Raw genomic sequence first — 21,583 nt, 5'->3', positions numbered from 1 at the left:
GCGGCCCGGAGCGGGACTCCGCACCGGATCCGCATGGCGGGCGGGGCCGTCCTCCGCGGCAGGGCCGACCGTACAATGGTCGCGAACGCACTCCTACGAAAGTGACAGCCGTGAGCCTAGTCGTCCAGAAATACGGTGGTTCGTCCGTCGCCGACGCCGAATCGGTCAAGCGCGTCGCCCGACGCATCGTCGAGTACCGCAAGGCCGGTCACGACGTCGTCGTCGTGGTCTCCGCGATGGGCGACAGCACGGACGACCTCATCGATCTGGCCCAGCAGGTCTCGCCGATCCCGCCGGCGCGCGAGCTCGACATGCTCCTCACCGCCGGGGAGCGGATCTCGATGGCCGTCCTCGCGATGGCGATCGCCAACCTCGGCTCCCAGGCCCAGTCCTTCACCGGGTCGCAGGCCGGCGTCATCACCGATGAGTCCTTCGGCAAGGCGCGGATCATCGACGTCACCCCCGGCCGCATCCGGTCCGCGCTCGACGACGGCAATGTCGCGATCGTCGCCGGCTTCCAGGGCGTGAGCCAGACGACGAAGAACATCACCACGCTCGGCCGCGGCGGGTCCGACACCACGGCCGTCGCGCTCGCCGCCGCGCTCGATGCCGACGTGTGCGAGATCTACTCCGACGTCGACGGGGTCTTCACCGCCGACCCGCGCATCGTGCCCTCGGCCCGGAAGATCGACCGGATCAACTACGAGGAGATGCTCGAGATGGCGGCCTCGGGCGCCAAGATCCTCATGCTCCGCTGCGTCGAGTACGCCCGTCGCTACGGCGTCCCGGTGCACGTGCGCTCCTCCTTCTCCCAGCACCAGGGCACGTGGGTGACCGACGACCCCATCCCTGCCGCATTCCGCACCTCGACCCCAGAAACGGAAGAATCCATGGAACAGGCAATCATCTCCGGAGTCGCGCACGACCGCTCCGAGGCCAAGCTCACGATCGTCGGCGTCCCCGACGTGCCGGGCAAGGCGGCGGAGATCTTCCGGACCGTCGCGGGTCAGGAGATCGACATCGACATGATCGTCCAGAACATCTCGACCCGTGACCCGGGCCGCACCGACATCTCCTTCACCCTGCCGATGGCGGACGGCGCGAAGGCCATGGAGGCGCTCGAGGCCGCGAAGGACTCGATCGGCTTCGGCCACCTCCAGTACGACGACCAGATCGGCAAGCTCTCGGTCGTCGGCGCGGGCATGCGCTCGCACCCAGGAGTCACCGCGACCCTGTTCGACGCGCTCTCGAAGGCGCACATCAACATCGACATGATCTCCACCTCGGAGATCCGGATCAGCGTCGTGACGAGCGCCGAGCTGCTCGACGAGGCGGTCCGCGCGGCCCACTCGGCCTACGGGCTCGACGCGGAGGACTCCGAGGCGATCGTGTACGGAGGGACCGGACGATGAGCACCTCACTGAATGTCGGCGTCGTCGGCGCCACCGGCCAGGTCGGCGGCGTCATGCGCGACCTGCTCGCCGCGGATCCCGGATTCGAGATCGGGGAGGTCCGCTTCTTCGCCTCGGCGCGGTCGGCGGGCACCGAGCTCGACTTCGCCGGACGCCGGATCACCGTCGAGGACGCCTCCACCGCGGACCCGAGCGGGCTCGACGTCGCGCTGTTCTCCGCCGGCGGTGCGACCTCGCGCGCCCAGGCCGAGAGGTTCGCCGCCGCCGGGGTCACCGTCGTCGACAACTCCTCCGCCTGGCGCATGGACCCCGAGGTCCCGCTCGTCGTGAGCGAGGTCAACCCGGACGCCGTCGACGCGGCGGCCAAGGGGATCATCGCCAACCCCAACTGCACGACGATGGCCGCGATGCCGCCGCTCAAGGCGCTCCACGAGGAGGCCGGGCTCACCCGTCTCATCGTGAGCACCTACCAGGCGGTCTCCGGCTCCGGGCTCGCCGGGGTCGAGGAACTGTGCTCCCAGGCCGAGGCGGCGCTGCCGCGAGCCCGCGATCTCGTGCGCGACGGCGCGGCCGTCGACCTCGACCCCGAGATCTACGTCGAGCCGATCGCCTTCAACGTCCTGCCGATGGCCGGCTCCGTGGTCGACGACGGCGAGAACGAGACCGACGAGGAGAAGAAGCTCCGCAACGAGAGCCGGAAGATCCTCGACATCCCGGATCTCCTCGTCGCCGGGACCTGCGTGAGGGTGCCGGTCTTCACCGGCCACAGCCTGAGCATCCACGCCGAGTTCGCCCGTGAGATCACCCCCGAGCGTGCGCGCGAGGTGCTCGCCGCCGCTCCCGGCGTCGAGCTCGACGAGGTGCCCACGCCGCTCAAGGCCGCCGGTCGCAATCCCTCCTACGTCGGGCGGATCCGGGCGGACCAGTCCGCGCCCGCCGGCCGCGGCCTCGTGCTCTTCGTGTCGAATGACAACCTCCGCAAGGGCGCGGCGCTCAACACCGTCCAGATCGCCGGGCTGCTCGCGCAGAAGAAGGGCGGGTCGGCATCCTGACCCCCCGCTCCGGATCGGCCGCCCGCTCCACCCTCACCGGCCTCGGCATCGCCGCCGCCGGCGCCGCCGCTCTGGGTGCTGCCGGTGCGGTGTGGGCGATGGGCGTCGAACCGCACCTGTTCCGGATCCGCCGCCACCGGCTCGCCGTGCTGCCGGCCGGGTCGGTGCCGCTGCGGGTGCTCCACCTGTCCGATCTCCACCTCGCGCCGTGGCAGCGGCACAAGATGCGGTGGGTGCGGGGTCTCGCGGCGCTCGAGCCCGACCTCGTCGTCAACACCGGGGACAACCTGTCCGCCCCGATCGTGCCCGCCGTCGTCGACACCTACGGCGAGCTGCTCGACGTCCCCGGCGTGTTCGTGCTCGGCTCGAACGACTTCTTCGCCCCGCAGGCCAAGAACCCGGCGCGGTACCTGCTCGGCCCCTCGGAGATCGAGGACGAGCGGCCTCCGCAGCCCCTGCCCACCCGGGAGCTCGTCGAGGCGCTGTCGTCCCGCGGCTGGTCGCTGCTCGACAACCGGAACGCCGCACTCACCGTCAACGGCGTGCGGCTGTCGCTCTCCGGTCTCGGCGACGCCCATATGGATCGCGACGGGATCACCGCCGACCACCCCGCGTTCGACCCCGAGGCCGACCTGCGCATCGGCGTCACCCACGCCCCCTACCTGCGGACCCTCGACGCCTTCGCCCGGGCCGGGGCGGACCTCGTCTGTGCCGGCCACACCCACGGCGGGCAGCTCCGGATCCCCTTCTGGGGCGCGCCGGTGACCAACTGCGACCTCGACCGGACCCGGGCGCGCGGCGTGTTCGACCACCTCGGCGTCCCCGTCCACGTGTCCGCCGGGCTCGGCTTCTCGCCGTTCGCCCCGGCCCGGTTCGCGTGCCCGCCCGAGGTGACCCTCCTCGAACTCGTCCCCCGCACCGCCTGAGTCCGGGGGAGTCCCGGCCCGGGAACCCGCGAAACTGCTGGGCGCGGGCTGAAAGACTCCGCATGCCCGCTTCGCTATCATTGCGGGCATGGTGTCTCCTGCGTCAGATCTCCAGCAGAACAAGATCAGGGCCTGGTTCCAATTCATCGCGGTCAGCGTGATCGCGGGAGTGGTCGGGGCCGGTCTGGCGATCCCGTCCGTCGGCGTCGCCTCTGCCGGCGCGGAGACCGCGGTCGACGTATTCAACGCTTTGCCCGCCGAACTCGAGGAGCGTCCGCTCGCCGAGCAGTCGCGCATGCTCGCCGCCGACGGCTCGGAGATCGCGACCTTCTACTGGCAGAACCGCCGCGAGGTCGGGCTCGAGGACATCTCGCAGGAGATGCGCGACGCGACGGTGGCGGTCGAGGACGCCCGCTTCTACGAGCACAGCGGAGTCGACATCCAGGGCATCGCCCGCGCCGTCGTCCACAACCTCCTCTCCGACGAGACCCAGGGCGGATCGACGCTCACGCAGCAGTACGTCAAGAACGTGCTCGCCGAGAACGCCCACGCCGTCGGCAATGCCGAGGGCGTCGACGCGGCCAAGGAGAGCGAGGGCACCGCGGGCTACGCGCGCAAGCTCCGAGAGGCCAAGCTCGCCGTCGCGGTGGAGAACAAGTACTCGAAGGACGAGATCCTCAACCGCTACCTCAACATCAACAACTACTCCGGATCCCCGAACGTGTACGGCGTCGAAGCAGCCGCCTACCGCTACTGGGGCAAGTCCGCGAGCGAGCTGAACATCCAGCAGTCCGCGATGCTCGCCGGAATCGTCAAGAACCCCTCGGCATTCAACCCCGAGCGCTTCGAGGAGCAGACGATCGAGCGCCGCAACGTCGTGCTCGGCCTCATGCTCGACCAGGAGAAGATCACCCAGGAGGAGTACGACGAGGCGGTCGACTCCGGTCTCGACCTCGACATCCACACCACGCCGAACGGCTGCGCGGCCGCCGGCAACATGGCGTACTTCTGCGACTACGTGCAGCGGGTCATCGAGACCGACCCGGCCTTCGGCGAGACCGACGAGGAGCGCGTGAACTTCCTCCAGCGCGGCGGCCTGGAGATCCGGACGACCATCCAGCCGGAGATCCAGGAGGAGGCCGACAAGGCGGTCAAGAAGCGGATCCCGGTCGGCGACGCCTCCGGCGCCGGCCACTCGATCGTGTCGGTGGAGCCCGGCACCGGCCAGGTCATGGCGATGGCCCAGAACCGCAACTACACCGTGACCGAGGGCGAGAAGGGCTCGGACACCCAGATCAACTACAACGTCGACCGCAAGCACAACGGGGCCAACGGCTTCCAGGTCGGATCGACGTGGAAGCCCTTCGTGCTCACCGAGTGGCTCAAGGAGGGCAAGAGCCTCAACACCACCGTCAACGGCAGCAAGCGCGAGTACGCAGCCGGGTCGTGGAAGTACGACGGATGCGACAACAACGGCTCGACCTGGAACCCGAACAACGCCGGCGACGGCAAGGGCAACTCGAGCATGACCGCCCTCCAGGCGACGAAGAGCTCGGTCAACACCGGCTACGCGGCGATGGCCAACCAGCTCAACATGTGCGGGACCATGAAGACCGCCATGGACATGGGGCTCAAGTACGGCACCGGCGAGCCGCTCGACGCCACGACCGAGGACGGCCTCACCCTCGCGCTCCTGCCCTCCTCCGTGCTCGGCAGCGTCGAGGTCGCCCCGATCGACCTCGCGAGCGCCTACGCGGTGTTCGCCTCCGGCGGCACCTACTGCCGTCCGACGCCGATCACCGGCATCACCGACCGCAACGGCGAGGACGTCGAGATCCCGAACGCGGACTGCCGCGAAGTGCTCGACGAGAAGGTCGCCGAGGGCGTCGCCTACGCACTGACCCAGACCTTCAACGGCGGCACCACCTCGTCGCTGTCGATCGGCAAGCCGGCCGGCGCGAAGACCGGAACGACGAACTTCGAGGTCGGCCACACGTGGCTCGCCGGGTTCACCAAGTCGATCTCGACCGCGGTGTGGACCGGCCACCCGGACAAGAGCATGGACTGGCGGAAGAACCGCAAGGGCAAGGTGCGCGGCTTCGTCTACGGTGCGACGTTCTCCGGCAAGACCTGGCAGGCCTACATGCGCGAGGCCGTCAAGCACACCGAGGGCAACACGTCCTTCGCCCGTCCCGATCCCTCGATCATGCGCGGCGGCGGATCCGGCGGCGGCAGCGGCACCGAGACCCGTCCCCGCGGACGCTCCGGCGGCGGTGGCGGCGGAGGCGGCACGAGCAACAACCGTCCGGCACCCGACCGCGGCGGGAACGACGCACCCGCGCCGGCGCCCGAGCCCGAACCGGAGCCGGAGCCCGCACCGCCGGAGGACGAGGGGGACAACGATCTCGCCCCGGCCATCGGCGGCTGAACCGGCCGCTGGACCACCGCGCGGCTGACCGTCGCGCACACCCGACCGAAAGGCAGACCCGACCGATGCAGAAGTGGGAATACGTCACCGTGCCGCTCATCGTGCACGCGACCAAGCAGATCCTCGACCAGTGGGGTGAGGACGGCTACGAGCTCGTCCAGGTCATCCCCGGTCCGGACAACAACGGCCTCGTGGCCTACCTCAAGCGCCCCAAGCAGTGACGTCGACGAGAAGGAGACTCCCGTGACCCGCATCGAGACCCAGCTCACCGAACTCGGCCACACCCTCCCCGAGGTCGCCGCGCCCGCCGGCGCCTACGTGCCCGCCCTGCAGTCCGACGGCTACGTCTACACGTCCGGACAGCTGCCGATCGTCGACGGCCGCCTGGCCGTCAAGGGCAAGATCGGCGCCGAGGTCGACATCGACACCGGCTACGACGCCGCCCGGATCGCCGCGCTCAATGCGCTCGCCGCGATCAAGTCGGTCATCGGCGACCTCGACAACGTCGACCAGGTCGTCAAGGTCACCGGCTTCGTCAACTCGACCCCGGACTTCACCGACCAGCCCAAGGTCATCAACGGCGCCTCGGAGTTCCTCCACGAGGTGTTCGGTCAGCGCGGTGCCCACGCGCGCAGCGCGGTCGGCGTCGCGGCCCTGCCGATGGACACCCCGGTGGAGATCGAGCTCATCGTCCGGACCCGCCAGGTGGATGCCACGGTCTGAGCGGGAGTTCCCGGTCTCGGCGGAGCTCGAGCGACTGCTCACGCTGTTCGCCGCCGGAGACCGTCCTCCGCATCCCGACACGCCCACCCCGGCGGCCGCGGTCGTGCTCGTGCGCGATACGGCCGCCGGGGTGCAGCTCTTCGTCACCCGGCAGTCGGACGTCCGCGGCAACGTCGAGCGCAACCGCTGGTCCTTCCCGACCGTCGAGCTCTCCGCGAGCGACCTGCGTCGCCTGCCCCTCGCCGGGTGGTCGCCGGAGAAGTGCGCCGCCCAGCTCGGCATGAGCGCCGGCGGGCGCGCGCTCGGATACTTCGCGGCCACCGCCCGCGCCGCGCTCCTCACCACCGGGATCCTCCTCGCTGAGGACCTCGACGGCCGCGTGGTGACCACGGCGGACGCCCCCGATTGGGACGACGACCGCGCCGAGCTCGCCGACGGCCGGCTCTCCCTCCCTCAGTTCCTCGACGACCGGAGCCTGCGCTTCCGGCCGGACCTCCTCCACCCCTGGCTCCGCTGGATCAACACGCCCTGGCAGCTGCGTCGCTTCGACACGGTCTTCTTCGTCGCCGCGCTCCCGCACGTGCAGGCGCTCGAGTTCCGGTCGCGCAACGACTCGTGGGGCGGCTGGATGACGCCGGCCGAGGTGCTCGAGGCGACCGGGCCGTCGGCCTCGGACCACATCTCGGTCGCGACGCGCCTCGTGTGCGAGGGCCTCGCGGAGGTCCCCACAGTGGGGGCCGCGATGGCCCGGGTGCGCGATCTGCGTCCGGTTTGCCCGGAGATCGTCCGCCACGACGATGCGTGGTGGGTCACGGTCCGTCCGCCCGGTGAGCCCTCCGACCGCGAGGCGCTGCGCCCCCACGCGCCGGAGGAACCCGAACCCGAGACCGACGAGGATTCGGTGTCGCTCGTCGGGGACGACGAGGAGGAACCGGTCGTCGACGAGGCCGGCGCGTGAGACGTCTGCCCGGCGCACCCGCCGGTCGCTAGACTGGAACGCACCCGCGCCCGCCCTCGACGACGAGAAACACGATGCGAATCCAGGCCGACAATCCCTCACCCATGACCCTCGACGGGACGAACACCTATGTGCTCGTCTCCGCCGACGACACCAGCGCGCTGCTCATCGACCCCGGTCCGGAGCTCGCCGAGCACCGGGAGGCGTTCCTCGCAGCGATCGGCGACCGCGAGCTGCGCGCGATTGTGCTCACCCATCAGCACGCCGATCATTCGGAGATGCTCGGATCGATCGGCTCCTGGGCGCCCGAGGTGCCCGTCCACGCCGTGCTCGAGCGCTTCGCGCGGCACACCGCGCTCGTGGAGCACGGCGACCGGATCGCGTTCGGATCCGCGCCCGAGGACGCCGTCGAGGTCGTCGCCACCCCCGGTCACACCGCGGACAGCATCAGTCTGCTCCACGGCACGACCCTGTACTCCGGGGACACCGTGCTCGGACACGGGACCACCGTCGTCACCCATCCCGAGGGCTCGCTGCGTGACTACCTCGACAGCATCGCCGCGCTCCGCGGTCTCGTCGACGACGGCCGGGTCGAGGTCATCGAGCCCGCCCACGGGCCGACCATCGAGGATCCCGCCGCGGTGCTCGCGTACTACGCCTCGCACCGGCAGGAGCGCATCGACCAGGTCCGCGCCGCCCTCGAATCCGGTGCGAGCACCGCGGAGGAGGTGCGCGACATCGTCTACAGCGATGTGCCGGACAACGTCCGCGGCGCGGCGCTGCAGATCGTCCGGGCCCAGCTCGAGTACCTCGACCACCCACCCACCTGACCAACTGCCCTTGAATAGCAATTTCCGAAGGTTCCTGAGCGTGGAACCTTCGGAAATTGCTGTTTCAAGGGATCTCCCCGGAGCGCTCGCGGCGATCCGGCTCCGCGATCTCGACCGGTTACGCCGGGTCGGGGACCGCGGCCGTTCGGCCGAGGCGCGACGAAGCGCAACGGGGTAAGCGCCTCAGGCCGAGGCGCGACGAGGTGATCGCCTCATGCAGCGACGCGGAGGTACCGGCGCAGAGGCGGCGGCTCAGTGGGCGCGGTTGCGCAGCCGGTCGGCGTCGAGGATGACGACCGCGCGCGCCTCGAGGCGCAGCCAGCCGCGGGCGGCGAAGTCGGCGAGCGCCTTGTTCACCGTCTCGCGCGAGGCGCCGACGAGCTGGGCGAGCTCCTCCTGGGTGAGGTCGTGGGCGACGAGGGTGCCGTCGGGCGCCTGCTTGCCGAACCGCTCCGAGAGGTCGAGCAGGGACTTCGCGACGCGCCCGGGGACGTCGGAGAACACGAGGTCACCGACGATGTCGTTCGTCCGGCGGAGGCGCTGGGCGAGCGCGCGGAGCAGGTTCATCGCGGCCTGCGGTCGCTCCTCGAGCCAGGCCATGAGGTCGTCGTGCTTGAGGCTGAGCAGCTCGGTCTGGGACACCGCGGTGGCGGTGGTCGAGCGCTTGCCCGGATCGAACAGCGTGAGCTCGCCGATGATCTCCCCGGGACCGACGACGCTGAGCAGGTTCTCCCGGCCGTCGGGCGATTCGCGGCCGATCTTGAGCTTGCCGGTCGACACGATGTAGAGCTCGTCGCCGGCGTCGCCCTCGTGGAACAGCGCGGTGCCGCGGCGCAGGCTGCGCGGCTTCATGATCTTCACCAGCGCGCTGGTCGATTCGTCATCGAGCCCGTTGAACAGGCTCGCATTCCGCACTACTTCGATGTCCACTGGTCTCCTCCTGTCGGTGCCTTCGTCCTCAAATCTACAGGGTGGGACCGGAATCGGAAGGGAATCGGGCCGACCGGTTCGCCGCGACGCCCCGCGCTGCTCAGCCGGGGCACCCGCGCGCCGGAACTCCCCGGGGCGCTCCTACCGGATCCGCCGCGACGCCCCGCGCGCGGTGACCTAAGCTGGGGAGCGTGCTGACGGTTGCGGAGAAGAGCGCGCGGAGGTTCTCCCGGGAGACGCCCCTGGGTCGGACCCGCCGCGCACGGAAGATCGGGCGGATCCTCGCCGAGGCGCACCCCGACGCCGGGTGCGAACTCGACTTCGCGACCCCGTTCCAGCTCCTCGTCGCCACGGTGCTCTCCGCGCAGACCACCGACGTGCGGGTCAACGAGGTCACCCCCGCCCTGTTCGCCGCGTATCCGGACGCTCGCGCGCTCGCCGCCGCCGATCTCCCCGCCGTCGAGGAGATCATCCGCCCCACCGGGTTCTTCCGGGCGAAAGCGCGCAACATCGTCGCCCTGGCCCGCGATCTCGTCGAGGACCACGACGGCGAGGTGCCGGCCGACCTCGGCGCCCTCGTCGCCCTGCCGGGCACGGGCCGCAAGACCGCGCTCGTCGTCCTCGGCAACGCCTTCGGGGTGCCCGGTCTCACTGTCGACACCCACGTGGGCCGGCTGTCCCGTCGCCTGGGCCTCACCGCGCAGACCGACCCCGTCGCGGTCGAGCGCGAGGTCGCGGCCCTGTATCCGGCGCGGGACCTCACGATGCTCTCGCACCGCCTGATCTTCCACGGCCGGCGCATCTGCCATGCGCGCACCCCGGCGTGCGGGGCCTGCCCGCTCGCCCGCCAGTGCCCGAGCTTCGGCACCGGCGAACCGGATCCGGAGCGGGCGCAGACGATCGTGCGCACCGAGACCGCCGTCCAGGCCGCCGCGGCGCGGCGCTCGGCGAGCACCCGCGGAGGAGAGTCATGACCGCGGTCGAGCGCACGCCGGATCCCGCCCGCACCGCGCTCGAGGTGCTCCCGGGGTCGATGGGGAGCGAGCAGTGGCTGCGCCGCCGCCACGCCCAGCCCCACGAGATCGTCCGCGAGGCGTCGGTCCTCATGCTGTTCGGGCGCGGACTGACCGCGCGCACGGCGGCCGGTCGCGAGGAGTCGGCGCGGCTGGCCGAGCTCGGTATCGACGACGTCGACGTGCTCCTGCTCCAGCGCGCCTCGACCCTGCGCCACCATCCGGGCCAGGTCGCCTTCCCCGGCGGCGGACAGGATCCCGAGGACGCGGACGCGGTCGCGGCGGCCCTCCGCGAGGCGGAGGAGGAGACCGGGCTCGACCCCGCCGGGATCGACGTCGTCGGCACGATGGACCCGCTCTTCATCCCGGTCAGCCGCTTCGACGTCACCCCGGTCATCGCGTGGTGGGAGAACCCCTCGGACGTCCGCGTCGTCGATCACGGGGAGTCCTCCCGCGTGTACCGGGTGCCGGTGGCCGATCTCGTCGCACCGGCCAACCGCGGCACCTTCGCGCCCCCGGACCGGGCCTATTCGACTCCGGCGTTCGACGTCGGCGTGCTACGGGTGTGGGGATTCACCGCCGGGCTGCTCGAGTACGCCCTCGACGAGCTCGGCTGGGCGCGTCCCTGGGACCGCGACGCGTACATCCACATCGACTTCTGAGACGACGGAATCCTGCCGTCCCGAGGTGGGACGACAGGATTCTGCATCGGTGACGGACCCGCAGGGCGGGGCCGCCGGAGGTCAGTAGCGGGGGCCGCTCGGGTTGGTGAGCGAGCGCTTGATCGCCTCGACCGCGGACTTGCCGCCGTTGATCGCCGAGGTGGGCGTCGGGTTGCCCTTCTTGAACAGCGGGATCGCGATCGCGACGAGGATGAGCGCGATGAGCGCGAGGATGCCGAACACGATGAGGAAGCTGCCCCACCACGGCCATCCGAGGCCCTCGTGGAAGGCCGCCGCACCGGCGAAGACCGCCATGATCGAGGCGAGGAAGAGGAGGAATACCCCGGCCCCGGCGAGCCCGGCACCGATGCCGAGGTTCTTGGCGCCGGTCTGGATCTCCGACTTCGCGAGCGCGGACTCCTCCTGGGCGAGAGCCTGGGAATCCGCCTTGATGTCCTTGATGAGCTGGGAAATCGACCGCTCGGGCATGGAGGCTCCTTAGAATTCGGTGCGAACGTACGCAATGATCCTAGACTAGTCGCTCGCCCGGCCGTGCGACCACTCGGAGGGCCGGGCGGGCGCCGGACAGCCGTGCAGCCGCCCGGACAGCCGGGCGAGCGCGGGTCAGCCGGCGTCGGAGGACTTCTCCCCGGCGACCGAGTGGGAGATCGTGTCCATCACCGACGAGTCGGCGAGCGTCGTCGCGTCGCCCACCTCGCGGTTCTCCGCCAGGTCCTTGAGGAGGCGGCGCATGATCTTGCCCGAGCGCGTCTTCGGCAGCTCCTCGACGATGTGGACCCGCTTGGGCTTGGCGATCGGACCGATCTCGTGGCCGACGTGCGCCCGCAGCTCGGCCGCCGTGTCGTCCGACTGCGTGACCCCGCCGCGGAGGATGACGAATGCGACGACCGCCTGGCCCGAGGTCTCGTCCTGCGCTCCGACGACCGCCGCCTCCGCGACGGCGTCGTGCGAGACGAGCGCGGACTCGATCTCCGCGGTCGACAGCCGGTGCCCGGATACGTTCATCACGTCGTCGACGCGGCCGAGGAACCAGATGTCGCCGTCCTCGTCGTAGCGCGCGCCGTCGCCGGCGAAGTACATGCTCTCGAACCGGGACCAGTAGGTGTCCTTGAAGCGCTGTGGGTCGCCCCAGATGCCGCGGAGCATCGCCGGCCACGGCTCGGGGATGACGAGGAGGCCGGGGACGTCCCTGCCCACCGCGTTCCCCTCGTCGTCGACGATCTCGACCGAGACCCCGGGGATCGCCCGCTGCGAGGAGCCGGGCTTCGTCGCGATGACCCCGGGCAGCGGGGCGATCATGTGCGCGCCGGTCTCCGTCTGCCACCAGGTGTCGACGATCGGGCAGCGGTCGCCGCCGATGACCCGCCGGAACCAGGTCCACGCCTCGGGGTTGATCGGCTCGCCCACGCTGCCGAGGAGTCGGAGGCTCGACAGGTCGTGCTCAGCGGGGATGTCGTCGCCCCACTTCATGCTCGTCCGGATCGCGGTGGGCGCGGTGTAGAGGATGGTGACGCCGTACTTCGCGACGATCTCCCACCAGCGGCCGCGGTGCGGGCTGTCCGGGGTGCCCTCGTACATCACCTGGGTGGCGCCGGCGGCGAGGGGGCCGTAGGCGACATAGGAGTGTCCGGTCACCCAGCCGACGTCGGCGGTGCACCAGAACACGTCGGTCTCGGGCTTGATGTCGAACACCGTGCGCATCGCGAAGGCGTTCTGCGTGAGGTAGCCGCCGGAGGTGTGGAGGATGCCCTTCGGCTTGCCCGTGGTGCCCGAGGTGTAGAGGACGAAGAGCGGGTTCTCGGAGTCGAACGCCTCCCACACGTGGGTGTCGGGCTGAGCGGCGAGCGCCTCGTCCCACCAGAGGTCGCGCTCGGCATCGAAGGCGACGTCCTCGCCGGTGCGGCGGACGACGAGCACCTTCTCGACCGGGGTGTCCCCGGATGCGAGCGCCTCGTCGACCGCAGGCTTGAGGGCGGACGGGTTGCCGCGCCGGTAGCCGCCGTCGGCGGTGATGACGACCTTGGCCTCGACGTCGAGGATGCGGGAGTGCAGCGCGTCGGCGGAGAACCCGCCGAACACCACGGAGTGCGCGGCGCCGAGGCGCGCGCACGCGAGCATCGAGATCACCGCCTCGGGGATCATCGGGAGGTAGATCGCGACGCGGTCGCCCTGCGCGACGCCGAGGGCGGCGAGCGCGTTCGCCGCACGGCTCACCTCGGCCTGGAGGTCGGCATAGGTGATCGAACGGGTATCGCCGGGCTCGCCCTCGAAATGGATCGCGACCCGGTCGCCGTGGCCTGCCTCGACATGGCGGTCGACGCAGTTGTACGCGACGTTGAGCTTCCCGCCGACGAACCAGTGGGCGAAGGGCGGGTTCGACCAGTCGAGGGTGTCGGTGAAGTCGGTGTCCCAGGAGAGGAGCTCACGGGCCTGCTTCGCCCAGAATCCCAGGCGGTCGGCGGCGGCCTCGTCGTAGAGCGCGGCGCTCGCATTCGCCTGCGCGCTGAACTCCGGGCTCGGCTCGAAGGTCCGCTCCGTACCGTGCGGCTGGTCCTGCGATGTCGCGTTCGTCATGTTTCCCTCCGGCGGTGAGAGTGAGGCTGCGTGCGGAGCCGCGCTCACGCCCGGCGGCTTTGCCGGGCACGTTCGCACTGTACAACGATCACCGGCTCCGGGTTAAGCCCACCGGCCCGCTGCCGGGCCGGGTCCGATGGGTCGGGTTAGTCCCCGCGGGCCGGCGGCGTGCGCCCGCACTCCGCCGGGCTGGGTCGGCCTCGGTGGGCCGCGCTCGACCCGGTGACCGGGCTCTTCTCGGCCGACCGGGCCCACCAGGGTCGATCGAGTCCGCTCCGCAGGGACCTGGTCCGGGGAGGCGCGCGGGCAGGAGGAGCTTGGGATCGGTGTGCAAGACTCGGGTGAGTTTGTCAGGATGTGAGCGTGAACAGTCCGGTGCCGAACACGGCCGCCGGGAGCCTCCGAAGGAGTTTGGAACGATGAGCACCCCCTACCCGCCCTCCGGCTCCGAGCCGCAGTGGGGCCAGCAGCCCGGTCAGTTCGGCGGTTCCGGCGTTCCCCAGCCCGGACCCTACGGCTCCCAGCCCGGACCCTACGGCTCCCAGCCCGGACCCTACGGTTCGCAGTCCGCCGGCCAGCAGGACCCCGGTGCGCAGCCGGGCCAGGCATACGGCTCCCAGCCGGCCGGCCAGTATGGCTCGCAGCCGGGGCAGGTGTACGGCTCTCAGCCGGCCGGTCAGTACGGCTCCGGACCGGGACAGCCCTATGGTTCCCAGCCCGGCGCCTACGGCTCCCAGCCCGCCGTCCAGTCCGACCCGTACTCGGCGTCGCAGCCCGCCGCCGCGGCCGGGTACGGACAGTCCGGTTACGGCCAGCCCGGGTACGGACAGGCGCCCGCCAAGGAGAAGAAGCCCGGTGCCGGGATCATCGGTCCGCTCACCTTGCGCGACATCCTCCTCCTCGTCTCCGCGCTCTTCGCCTTCATCGCGATGGTGACCCCGGTGCTCGGCTTCGACTTCGGCTCCTCCTTCGGGATCGACTCCGGCAGCCGATCCTGGGTGTGGGGCTGGAGCGCCTTCTCCCTACTGTGGCTCGTCCTCGGAATGCTCACGATCCTCGCGGCCGGCGTCCTCACCCTGCTCAACAAGGTCGTCCGCGGATTCCCGCAGCGGATCGGATCGCTCAGCCCGGACCAGCTCATCTCCGTGCTCACTGCGGTGGCCTTCGCCACGAACTTCCTCATTCTCATCACCACGGTGCAGCACTTCCACGTCGGCGGATTCTTCGCCTTCTTCGGCTCGCTCATCGCTGTCTTCGCCGGGGTGTTCACGATGATCCCGTTCCTCGGCTCCGAGTTCACCTCCCGCGCCGAGGTGCCCGCGCACCCCAAGGCCCGCCCCGTCACCCGTAGCGCGTCGGCGGGTGCGGCAGCGGCGCACGGCCAGGGTGCCGGGCAGTACGGCTCCGCCCCGCAGGGGTACGGCAACGACGGCCAGGGATTCGGCTCCGCCCCGCAGGGGTACGGCTCTGCCCCGCAGGGGTATGGTGCCGCGGGTCAGCCCGGTCAGAGCGTCGGTCAGGACGCTGCGGCGGCCCAGGGCCACGGCTCGGCGCCGCAGGGCTACGGCTCCGGGCAGCCGGCGTACGGTTCGGCGCCTCAGGGCTACGGCTCCGGGCAGCCCGCGTACGGTTCCGCGCCCCAGGGCTACGGCTCCGAGCAGACGGGGCCGGAGTACGGCGCCCAGCAGCAGTACGGCTCCGCCCCGCAGGGCTACGGCGCGCAGACCGGCGACGACCGTCCCGCCGATGCCGCCGGCGCGCACGGCTCGACCGCGGCCGGGTTCGGCGCAGCCGCGGGGGCAGGGATGGCCGGTGCGGCCCTCGGTGCCGCCGCAGCGGGCGGATCGGATGAGCGCGACGCTGACGCCTCGCGCCAGCAGGTGTCGGGCGACGACCAGGCCTACCTCGGTCGCCGCAGCGCCGAGGCGCCGGCCCACGCCCAGAACGAGCCGACCCAGGCCTTCATGTCCGGCGGATTCACCCGCGACGCCGCCGTCGAGGACGATGCCGCCCAGCAGGCGCCCGCGTTCGGCGCTTCGGCCACCGACTCGACTGCGGAGGCCGACGGCGAGCGGACCAACGGCGATGACGCACGCAACGAGACCGGGCAGGTCGGCTCTGCTCATGCGGATGCGGATGCCGCGACCTCGGGCACGGCTGAGGGCACCATCGCTGAAGGCGCTGCTGCCGGCTCCGCGGAATCCACGACTGCGGAATCCACCACCGAGCAGGACGGCTCCGACGCCGCCGACGCGGACGCGACGACCTCGGGCACGGCCGAGGGCACCAACGCCGAGGGCGCTGCCGCCAGCTCCTCCGAATCGACGACCGCGGGGACCGGTGCCGACTGGGATGGCCTCGGCGCGACCGCCGAGGCACCGGTGGTGTCCGACGACCGCGACGCCGGCGAGGAGACGATGATGATGTCGGCCGCCGACCTCCCCGGTTCCGGCGCGGACGACCGGTCCGCCGGACCGGTCGCCGGGTCCGCCTCAGCCGGATCGGACGTCGACGCCGGCCGCGAGGGCTGGGAGAAGCCCGGCGCCTCGGGACAGGCGCAGCGCGATGCCGCCGAGGAGCCGACGCAGTGGTTCAAGGCCTTCGACTACTCGGAGAAGGGCTTCACCCGCATCGAGGACGCGGACGCGACCGGCGGATCCGCTGCGAACGCTGCGACCGCTGACCCGCAGGCGTCCGGTTCCGACGCGCACGGCGGGGCCCAGGGCGCGGCCCAGCCGGCCGCCCACCAGGCGTTCTGGTTCGCGGTCCCCGAGCCGCGCGACGCCGTCGATCCGGCGACGGGCGCCTCGGCGTTCACCGTCACCCCCGGCGAGTGGTTCCTCGCGCTGGCCGACCGCGGCACGGAGTTCACCGTCCGCAACAGCGACGGCCGCGAGGGGATCCTCCGCAACATCGAGGGCATCCAGCGTGGCTGAGCATGAGTGAGCTCGGCTCCGCGCTGCGCGCCCTGGCCGCCCTCGACCCCGTGGACGAGGCTGTGACCCGGGCGCGCAACGCGTGCACGGAGCTCCGCTGGCACAATGCGCTGCGCAAGCGCATGCCCGAGTGCCGCGCCGAGGCCACCGTGCGGGCCGCCCGCTCCTCGTCCGCGCTCGAGGGCGCGCGGTACCCGATCGCCTACGTCCGCGAGGTCATCGGCGCCGGGCGCGAGGTGCCCGACGACATGTCCGGGACCCAGCTGTCCGCCGCGGTCCGGGTGGCCGCGGTCGCCCAGGAGCACGCGGAGAAGCCCGATGCGCTCCGCGGCGGCACGGCCCACATCCTCTCGAAGCTCTCGCTCGCGGCGGGTGCCGGGCTCGTGCCGGAGGAACAGCTCGGCCGACCCCGGCTCACCGGGGAGGTCCCCGGCGACCTCGGCGGACTGCCTCCGGCACCCGGCCCGGAGGAGCTCGTCGACCGGCTCGGTCAGCTCGATGCGCTGCTCGCCGACCCCACGCTCCCCGGCCTCGTCGTCGCGGCGATCCTCCAGGGCGAGATCATCGCGCTGCGACCGTTCGTCATCGGCAACGGGCTCATCGCCCGTGCACTGTTCCGCATCCAGCTCGTGTCCTCCGGCGTCGACCCCACCGGGGTGGGCGTCCCCGAGGCGGCGTTCCTCTCCGACGTCCAGGGCTACGGCCAGGGCGGGGCGGCGTACACCTCGGGCACCGACGTGCCCGGGTGGATCGTCTCGTGCGCCACAGCTGTGGAGAAGGGTGCCGGAGAAGGCCGGATGGTGTGCCAGGCCGTCCAGTCCGGGAAGATCCCGAAGAACATCTGACCAGGGACGAAGGCCTGTCGGTCGTTCTCAGGTCACCGATCCGCGTCCTCAGGTCACCGGGTGGCCGGCCGACCCTCGTCATCCCCAGACCCGCATCCGATCCGTTCCGGTGAGGACGTGGGGCGCACCCTGGGGGCATGCCCCGCATCGCCCTGCTCACGCAGCTCCCCAGCCTCGTCGACCACTGCGCCGCGATCGCCGACAGCATCGGCATCACCCTCGATGTGCTCGCCCCGCAGTCCGGCGGCTGGCAGGGCGCGGTGCTCATCCTGCTCGGCGAGGACGTCGTCGAACCACCGCGTGCGGTCGGCGTCCCGACGGTGCTCATCGCCCCGGCCGAGGCCCACGACGCGTGGGCGAACGCCGCGCGGCTCGGCACTGACCACGTCGCGCTCCTGCCGGCGGCCGCCGAATGGCTCACCCAGCGGATGATCACCGCCGTCGAACCCCCGGCCGCCCCGGCGACCACCGTGGGCGTGGTCGCGGGATCCGGGGGAGCGGGCGCCTCGGTGCTCGCCTGCGCGCTCGCTCGGCAGGCGGCCGGGGACGCGCGACCCACCGTGCTCCTCGATGCCGACCCGCTCGCCGGCGGGCTCGACCTCGTGCTCGGGTGCGAGGACATCCCCGGGCTGCGCTGGCCGGCGCTCACCGCCTCGAAGGGCCGGCTCCGGCCGTCCACCCTCACCCAGGCGCTCCCGCGGTTCGACGACCTCGCGATCCTGTCCTGGGACCGCGACGGCCGGGAGGAGCTCGCCGAGGAGGTGTTCGACGCGGTGCTCACCGCCGCCCAGCAGGCCTTCGACCTCGTCGTCGTCGATCTGCCGCGCCACGCCCCGGCCGCGTGGGCGCGGGCCTGCCACCACCTCGTGCTCGTCACCCCCGCCCGCGTGCGCGCCGCGGTCGCCGCCGCCCGGGTGGCCCGGAGGCTGTCGGAGGTTCACCCGGCTGTGCGACTCGTCGTCCGCGAGACCGACCGCTCCGGTCTCGACCCGCACCTCGTCGCCGACACCATCGGGCTCGAACTGCTCGGCACCCTCGTCGACGACTCCGGCCTCGCGTCCCGGATCGACCGCGGCGAGGGGATCCCGGCCGGGCGGACGCGGCTCGCCCGGTTCGCCGACGGCCTCCTCACCGACCTCCTCGCCGCAGACGCCGGCGGCCCCACGCTCGGGCCAACCGGTCACGATTCAGGCGGTTTCGGTTCGACCGGGCGCGGGACGGTCGGCTTCGGTTCGAGCGGGCGCGGGGGAGCGATGGATCGGTTCCTCGCCGCGGACGGGGGCGCGCGATGAGCGAATGGATCGAACCCGCCCTCATCGCCGAGGTGCGCGACCACCTCCTCGAGAACCCGGGCCCGGTGACCGCCTCGGCCGTGGCGACCGCCGTGCAGCGCACGGGGCGGGTTCTCGGAGCGGGCGCTCTGCTCGAGCTCGTCGCACGGATCTCCGCGCAGCTCGCCGGTGCCGGGCCGGTGCAGCCGCTGCTCGACGCACCCGGCACCACCGATGTGTTCGTCAACGGTCCGCGCGACATCTGGGCCGACCGCGGCGAGGGTCTCGAACCGGTGCCGATCTCGCTCGGCACCGAGTCCGATGTGCGGGCGCTCGCCGTCCGGCTCGCCGGGCTGGGCGGGAGGAGGCTCGACGACTCGAGCCCGCTCGTCGACGTCCGGCTGCCCGACGGGGTGCGGCTCAACGCGGTCATCCCGCCGCTGTCGGGGGACACCACCGTGCTGTCGTTCCGCGTCCCGCGCGCGGCGGGGTTCCGGCTCGAGGAGCTGCTCGCCGACGGGTTCGTGCCCGCCGAGGTCCACGAGCTCCTCCGCGAAGTGCTGGCGCGGCGCGCGAACTTCCTCATCTCGGGCGGGACCGGGTCGGGCAAGACCGTCCTGCTCGGGGCTCTCCTCTCCGAGGTCGCGGCCGACCAGCGGCTCCTCGTGGTCGAGGACTCGCGCGAGCTCCTCATCGCCCATCCGCACGTCGTCCAGCTCGCCGCCCGGCAGAGCAACGTCGAAGGGGTCGGCGAGGTCGCGATGACCGACCTCGTGCGCAACGCGCTGCGGATGCGACCGGACCGGCTCGTCGTCGGCGAGTGCCGCGGCGCGGAGGTCCGGGACATGCTCACCGCGCTCAACACCGGGCACGAGGGCGGGTGCGCGACGATCCACGCGAACACCGCGAGGGCCGTGACCGCCCGGCTCGAGGCGCTCGGGGCGCTCGCCGGGATGAGTCCGGTGGCGGTCCGCTCGCAGATGTCGACCGCGATCGACCTCGTCATCCACGTGCGCCGGGATGGCACCCGCCGCCGGATCGATCAGATCGCGGTCCCCGTCGCCGATGCCGACACCCGGATCGACATGGTCGGGGTGTGGGACTCGGCGCACGGGTACGCCGACGACGGGGTCGCCACGGTGCGCGGCCTGCTCGAGCAGCGTGCGGCGTCATGACGTGGCTCATCGGGGTGCTCGTCGCCGCAGGTGCCTGGCTGCTCCTCGACTCGGCGCCCACCCGGCGCCTGCGCGCGCTCACGGCCCCGAGGACGGGGACGCCGGTTCCGCCTCGGCGGCGGTTGACCGACGAGGACCGGCAGGCCGAGGCGGTCGCGGTCGTCGACCGCGCAGCGGAGCTCCTGCGGGTCGGGATGCCGCCGGCAGTCGTCATGGGTCGGCTCGCGGAGCTCGCCGCCGACCCCGTGCTCGCCCGGACCCTCCAGCGGATGGGTCGCTCGCTCGAGCTCGGGGACCCGCCGCACGATGCGATCCGTCGTCACCTGGGGGATCTCCCGCCCTCCGCCGCCGAGGTGTTCGACGGGATGGCCGCCGTATGGTTCGTCGCGGAGACGGCCGGTGCCCCGGCTGCCGACATGCTCTCCCGCTACGGCGACACGTGCCGCGAGAAGTCCGACGCCGCGCGGGAGCGTGCCGTGGCGCTCGCCGGACCGGCCGCGACGGTGCGGGTCCTCACCTGGCTCCCGCTGCTGTCGCTCGGTCTGGGGCTTCTCATCGGCACCGATCTGGTCGCGCTCCTCGGCACCGTGCCCGGACTGGTGAGCCTCGGCGGGGGAGTCGTCCTGCTCCTCACGGGCCGAATGTGGATGCGGACCCTGCTCCGGAGGGCGACGGCATGAGCGTGCTCCTCGTCGTGGCGGCCGGGGTCCTCGTGGGCATCGGATGGTGGCTCCTCGATCTCGGCCCCGATGAGCGTCTCCGCGCGCTGCTGCCGGCCGGTCGGGGTCAGGTGCCTGGGGGAGGTCGGCCGACCGGAGTTGCGGCCGAGCGCGTGCCGGGTGGTTCAGCGATCGCGGGCGGTGCTGCGCCCCGGGGTGGTGCCGCGGACCGGCATGGCGATGCGGCCGGAGGCGGTGCTGCGACCTCCGGCGTCACGAGCAGCATGGTAGGTACGGGAGGTACGGCGATCGGGCATAACGCAGCTCGGCCGGGGACCGCGACGATGAGCGCGGTGGACGCGCTCGCCTTCGACCTCGACCTCGTCTCGATCTGTCTGCAGACGGGACTGCCGACCGAGCGCGCGCTCTCCCTCGCCGCTGCGGCGGGCGGGGACCGGACGGGGCTTGATCGGCTCGGCCGGTCGCTGGCGCTCGGGGAGATCGACGACTCGAACCCCGAGCTCGCTTCAGTGGGCCGGCTCGTGCTGTTCTCCCGGTCCACCGGCGTCGCCCTCGCTCCGCTGCTCCGCGGTCTCGCCGGCGACCTCCGCAGGTCCGAACATCGGCGGAGGCAGGTTGCCGCCGCGCGACTCGGCGTCGAGCTCGTCGTGCCGCTCGGGGTGTGCATCCTCCCGGCGTTCCTTCTCCTCGGTGTGGTTCCGGTGGTCCTCGGCCTCGTCGATGACATGTCTGTGCTGTTCGGATGACCGGGCCGACCGAGGTGCGGGTATGACGAGGTTTTCCCAGGTGGCGATAGCGGCCCGGCCGCGTTGTGGGTATCGCTGGGCCTCTCCGGCACTGGTCGAACAGGCGACGGAGCGCAGTTCCGGCCAGTCACGGCTCGCGGGCTCAGCTGCTCGCGAGCTCGTAGGCCCGGTTGATTGCAGCCCGGGTCTCCAGCACTCCGTTCGGACGCCGGTCGGCTGCTCGGAATGCATCGAGCGAGACATTCACGATCCGTGAATCGCGCCCTGCGTCGCGCATCCGACCGCCGACTGGTCACAGGGCAGACGGCCCGTGCGAGCGGTGTCCTGTGGACCGGGCGCGACCGTCAACAGCCCGGAACCCCCTCTGGTTCTGGGTGCGACTGCGGCAGACGATCGGATGA

19 protein-coding genes are annotated in these 21,583 nt (G+C 71.9%); 16 read left to right on the top strand and 3 right to left on the bottom strand.

Going from position 1 to position 21,583, the window contains the following annotated elements:
* Window positions 1–110 precede the first annotated feature (110 nt).
* The 8 genes from C1A17_RS07830 to C1A17_RS07800 all read left to right on the top strand — a co-directional run bounded on the left by C1A17_RS07830 (window position 111) and on the right by C1A17_RS07800 (window position 8,329).
* Window positions 111–1,412, top strand: a complete 1,302-nt coding sequence (locus tag C1A17_RS07830; protein WP_101652451.1) for an aspartate kinase — start codon at window positions 111–113, stop codon at window positions 1,410–1,412.
* Complete coding sequence (locus C1A17_RS07825; RefSeq protein WP_101652449.1) at window positions 1,409–2,464, top strand: aspartate-semialdehyde dehydrogenase; 1,056 nt, start codon at window positions 1,409–1,411, stop codon at window positions 2,462–2,464. Before C1A17_RS07830 ends, C1A17_RS07825 begins: the two co-directional genes overlap by 4 nt.
* 98 nt (window positions 2,465–2,562) lie before the next feature.
* Window positions 2,563–3,390 (top strand): metallophosphoesterase, encoded by an 828-nt coding sequence (locus C1A17_RS07820; RefSeq protein WP_101652447.1) that lies wholly within the window; start codon window positions 2,563–2,565, stop codon window positions 3,388–3,390.
* Window positions 3,391–3,478: 88 nt separating this feature from the next.
* On the top strand, window positions 3,479–5,818 hold the full coding sequence (locus C1A17_RS07815) for a transglycosylase domain-containing protein (RefSeq protein WP_101652445.1): 2,340 nt from the start codon (window positions 3,479–3,481) through the stop codon (window positions 5,816–5,818).
* Window positions 5,819–5,883: 65 nt separating this feature from the next.
* Window positions 5,884–6,039 carry a Sp36 family protein gene (sp36, locus tag C1A17_RS14170; RefSeq protein WP_175406797.1) on the top strand — a complete coding sequence of 52 codons (156 nt, stop codon included), beginning with the start codon at window positions 5,884–5,886 and terminating at the stop codon, window positions 6,037–6,039.
* 22 nt (window positions 6,040–6,061) lie between these two features.
* A complete protein-coding gene (locus C1A17_RS07810) occupies window positions 6,062–6,541 on the top strand; it encodes a RidA family protein (RefSeq protein WP_101652443.1) in 480 nt (159 codons plus the stop codon).
* On the top strand, window positions 6,528–7,499 hold the full coding sequence (locus C1A17_RS14165) for an NUDIX hydrolase (protein ID WP_180953246.1): 972 nt from the start codon (window positions 6,528–6,530) through the stop codon (window positions 7,497–7,499). Before C1A17_RS07810 ends, C1A17_RS14165 begins: the two co-directional genes overlap by 14 nt.
* Window positions 7,500–7,603: 104 nt before the next feature.
* A complete protein-coding gene (locus C1A17_RS07800; RefSeq protein WP_245873578.1) occupies window positions 7,604–8,329 on the top strand; it encodes an MBL fold metallo-hydrolase in 726 nt (241 codons plus the stop codon).
* Window positions 8,330–8,581: 252 nt separating this feature from the next.
* Here C1A17_RS07800 and C1A17_RS07795 read toward each other — a convergent pair whose 3' ends face one another.
* A complete protein-coding gene (locus tag C1A17_RS07795; RefSeq protein WP_101652439.1) occupies window positions 8,582–9,259 on the bottom strand; it encodes a Crp/Fnr family transcriptional regulator in 678 nt (225 codons plus the stop codon).
* A gap of 191 nt (window positions 9,260–9,450) precedes the next feature.
* Between C1A17_RS07795 and nth the strand changes: the two genes are divergently transcribed.
* Both nth and C1A17_RS07785 read left to right on the top strand, forming a co-directional pair.
* Entirely contained in the window at window positions 9,451–10,233 is a 783-nt protein-coding gene (nth, locus tag C1A17_RS07790; RefSeq protein WP_101652437.1) for an endonuclease III, read from the top strand.
* Window positions 10,230–10,934: an NUDIX hydrolase gene (locus C1A17_RS07785; protein ID WP_101652435.1), complete on the top strand. Its 705-nt coding sequence runs from the start codon at window positions 10,230–10,232 to the stop codon at window positions 10,932–10,934. The genes nth and C1A17_RS07785 overlap by 4 nt, the downstream gene beginning before the upstream one ends.
* Before the next feature lie 81 nt (window positions 10,935–11,015).
* Here C1A17_RS07785 and C1A17_RS07780 read toward each other — a convergent pair whose 3' ends face one another.
* Both C1A17_RS07780 and acs read right to left on the bottom strand, forming a co-directional pair.
* Complete coding sequence (locus C1A17_RS07780) at window positions 11,016–11,423, bottom strand: phage holin family protein (protein WP_101652433.1); 408 nt, start codon at window positions 11,421–11,423, stop codon at window positions 11,016–11,018.
* 135 nt (window positions 11,424–11,558) lie between these two features.
* A complete protein-coding gene (gene acs, locus C1A17_RS07775) occupies window positions 11,559–13,529 on the bottom strand; it encodes an acetate--CoA ligase (RefSeq protein WP_101652432.1) in 1,971 nt (656 codons plus the stop codon).
* 419 nt (window positions 13,530–13,948) lie between these two features.
* Here acs and C1A17_RS14160 point away from each other — a divergent pair, with 419 nt between their 5' ends.
* The 6 genes from C1A17_RS14160 (at window position 13,949) to C1A17_RS14155 (ending at window position 21,182) form a co-directional block, all read left to right on the top strand.
* On the top strand, window positions 13,949–16,465 hold the full coding sequence (locus tag C1A17_RS14160) for a hypothetical protein (RefSeq protein ID WP_180953245.1): 2,517 nt from the start codon (window positions 13,949–13,951) through the stop codon (window positions 16,463–16,465).
* A gap of 2 nt (window positions 16,466–16,467) precedes the next feature.
* Window positions 16,468–17,310 (top strand): Fic family protein, encoded by an 843-nt coding sequence (locus C1A17_RS07765; protein ID WP_101652430.1) that lies wholly within the window; start codon window positions 16,468–16,470, stop codon window positions 17,308–17,310.
* A 137-nt stretch (window positions 17,311–17,447) separates the two neighbouring features.
* Window positions 17,448–18,602 (top strand): septum site-determining protein Ssd, encoded by a 1,155-nt coding sequence (gene ssd / locus C1A17_RS07760; RefSeq protein ID WP_101652428.1) that lies wholly within the window; start codon window positions 17,448–17,450, stop codon window positions 18,600–18,602.
* Window positions 18,599–19,756, top strand: coding sequence for a TadA family conjugal transfer-associated ATPase (locus tag C1A17_RS07755; RefSeq protein ID WP_101652426.1), 1,158 nt, complete (start codon window positions 18,599–18,601; stop codon window positions 19,754–19,756). Before ssd ends, C1A17_RS07755 begins: the two co-directional genes overlap by 4 nt.
* Window positions 19,753–20,436, top strand: a complete 684-nt coding sequence (locus C1A17_RS07750; protein ID WP_101652424.1) for a type II secretion system F family protein — start codon at window positions 19,753–19,755, stop codon at window positions 20,434–20,436. The genes C1A17_RS07755 and C1A17_RS07750 overlap by 4 nt, the downstream gene beginning before the upstream one ends.
* Window positions 20,437–20,759: 323 nt before the next feature.
* A complete protein-coding gene (locus tag C1A17_RS14155; protein ID WP_180953244.1) occupies window positions 20,760–21,182 on the top strand; it encodes a type II secretion system F family protein in 423 nt (140 codons plus the stop codon).
* Window positions 21,183–21,583: the final 401 nt, after the last annotated feature.

The sequence above is a fragment of the Brevibacterium ihuae genome (genome assembly GCF_900184225.1).
Classification (GTDB): domain Bacteria; phylum Actinomycetota; class Actinomycetes; order Actinomycetales; family Brevibacteriaceae; genus Brevibacterium; species Brevibacterium ihuae.
Note: the sequence above shows the minus strand (reverse complement) of the source record. Positions and strands in the feature narration are given on the sequence as shown.

Excerpts from the sequence above, each read along its gene's own strand:
- C1A17_RS07825 (WP_101652449.1), top strand. The coding sequence starts at position 1,409 with ATGAGCACCTCACTGAATGTCGGCGTCGTCGGCGCCACCGGCCAGGTC.
- C1A17_RS07820 (WP_101652447.1), top strand. The coding sequence starts at position 2,563 with ATGGGCGTCGAACCGCACCTGTTCCGGATCCGCCGCCACCGGCTCGCC.
- C1A17_RS07815 (WP_101652445.1), top strand. The coding sequence starts at position 3,479 with ATGGTGTCTCCTGCGTCAGATCTCCAGCAGAACAAGATCAGGGCCTGG.
- sp36 (WP_175406797.1), top strand. The coding sequence starts at position 5,884 with ATGCAGAAGTGGGAATACGTCACCGTGCCGCTCATCGTGCACGCGACC.
- C1A17_RS14165 (WP_180953246.1), top strand. The coding sequence starts at position 6,528 with ATGCCACGGTCTGAGCGGGAGTTCCCGGTCTCGGCGGAGCTCGAGCGA.
- C1A17_RS07800 (WP_245873578.1), top strand. The coding sequence starts at position 7,604 with ATGACCCTCGACGGGACGAACACCTATGTGCTCGTCTCCGCCGACGAC.
- C1A17_RS07785 (WP_101652435.1), top strand. The coding sequence starts at position 10,230 with ATGACCGCGGTCGAGCGCACGCCGGATCCCGCCCGCACCGCGCTCGAG.
- C1A17_RS07780 (WP_101652433.1), bottom strand. The coding sequence starts at position 11,423 with ATGCCCGAGCGGTCGATTTCCCAGCTCATCAAGGACATCAAGGCGGAT.
- acs (WP_101652432.1), bottom strand. The coding sequence starts at position 13,529 with ATGACGAACGCGACATCGCAGGACCAGCCGCACGGTACGGAGCGGACC.
- C1A17_RS14160 (WP_180953245.1), top strand. The coding sequence starts at position 13,949 with ATGAGCACCCCCTACCCGCCCTCCGGCTCCGAGCCGCAGTGGGGCCAG.
- C1A17_RS07765 (WP_101652430.1), top strand. The coding sequence starts at position 16,468 with ATGAGTGAGCTCGGCTCCGCGCTGCGCGCCCTGGCCGCCCTCGACCCC.
- ssd (WP_101652428.1), top strand. The coding sequence starts at position 17,448 with ATGCCCCGCATCGCCCTGCTCACGCAGCTCCCCAGCCTCGTCGACCAC.
- C1A17_RS07755 (WP_101652426.1), top strand. The coding sequence starts at position 18,599 with ATGAGCGAATGGATCGAACCCGCCCTCATCGCCGAGGTGCGCGACCAC.
- C1A17_RS07750 (WP_101652424.1), top strand. The coding sequence starts at position 19,753 with ATGACGTGGCTCATCGGGGTGCTCGTCGCCGCAGGTGCCTGGCTGCTC.
- C1A17_RS14155 (WP_180953244.1), top strand. The coding sequence starts at position 20,760 with ATGAGCGCGGTGGACGCGCTCGCCTTCGACCTCGACCTCGTCTCGATC.